The organism is Micromonospora sp. NPDC049523, assembly GCF_040676775.1.
Taxonomy (GTDB): Bacteria; Actinomycetota; Actinomycetes; order Mycobacteriales; family Micromonosporaceae; genus Micromonospora_G.
This window is the reverse complement of record NZ_JBFAPP010000052.1, coordinates 4,319-5,546: the sequence shown is the minus strand read 5'-3', so window position 1 is coordinate 5,546 and position 1,228 is coordinate 4,319. Positions and strand designations below refer to the sequence as shown.

Below are 1,228 nucleotides of genomic sequence, written 5' to 3'. Positions count from 1 at the left end.
GTCCGGCGGCGTCCTACTCTCCCACACCCTCCCGAGTGCAGTACCATCGGCGCTGGAGGGCTTAGCTTCCGGGTTCGGAATGTAACCGGGCGTTTCCCCACCGCTATAACCGCCGTAACACTATCGACTTAACAAACAACCCACAGGGTCTTGTTCGTTTGTCGGGAATCACACAGTGGACGCGTAGCACCTTAGTAATCAAGTCCTCGGCCTATTAGTACCGGTCAACTCAACCCGTTACCGAGCTTACATCTCCGGCCTATCAACCCAGTAGTCTAGCTGGGGGCCTTACCCCACTCACGTGGGTGGGATACCTCATCTTGAAGCGAGCTTCCCGCTTAGATGCTTTCAGCGGTTATCCCTTCCGAACGTAGCCAACCAGCCGTGCCCCTGGCGGGACAACTGGCACACCAGAGGTTCGTCCGTCCCGGTCCTCTCGTACTAGGGACAGCCCTTCTCAAGTATCCTACGCGCACGGCGGATAGGGACCGAACTGTCTCACGACGTTCTAAACCCAGCTCGCGTACCGCTTTAATGGGCGAACAGCCCAACCCTTGGGACCTGCTACAGCCCCAGGATGCGACGAGCCGACATCGAGGTGCCAAACCATCCCGTCGATATGGACTCTTGGGGAAGATCAGCCTGTTATCCCCGGGGTACCTTTTATCCGTTGAGCGACACCGCTTCCACTCGCAAGTGCCGGATCACTAGTCCCGACTTTCGTCCCTGCTCGACCTGTCAGTCTCACAGTCAAGCTCCCTTGTGTACTTGCACTCAACACCTGATTGCCAACCAGGCTGAGGGAACCTTTGGGCGCCTCCGTTACATTTTAGGAGGCAACCGCCCCAGTTAAACTACCCACCAGACACTGTCCCTGAACCGGATCACGGTCCGAAGTTAGATACCCAAATCAACCAGAGTGGTATTTCAAGATTGCCTCCACCCATACTGGCGTATGGACTTCACCGGCTCCCACCTATCCTACACAAGCTAATTCGGATACCAATGTCAAGCTATAGTAAAGGTCCCGGGGTCTTTCCGTCCTGCCGCGCGTAACGAGCATCTTTACTCGTAATGCAATTTCGCCGGGCCTGTGGTTGAGACAGTGGGGAAGTCGTTACGCCATTCGTGCAGGTCGGAACTTACCCGACAAGGAATTTCGCTACCTTAGGATGGTTATAGTTACCACCGCCGTTTACTGGCGCTTAAGTTCTCAGCCTCGCCCCCC

2 rRNA genes (1 of these 2 only partly in view) are annotated in these 1,228 nt (G+C 55.9%); both read right to left on the bottom strand.

Annotated elements, in window-relative coordinates:
- A 5S ribosomal RNA gene (gene rrf / locus AB0J90_RS35570) occupies positions 1-117 on the bottom strand.
- A gap of 77 nt (positions 118-194) precedes the next feature.
- Positions 195-1,228 (bottom strand): 23S ribosomal RNA (locus AB0J90_RS35565) (it continues 2,172 nt past the right edge of the window).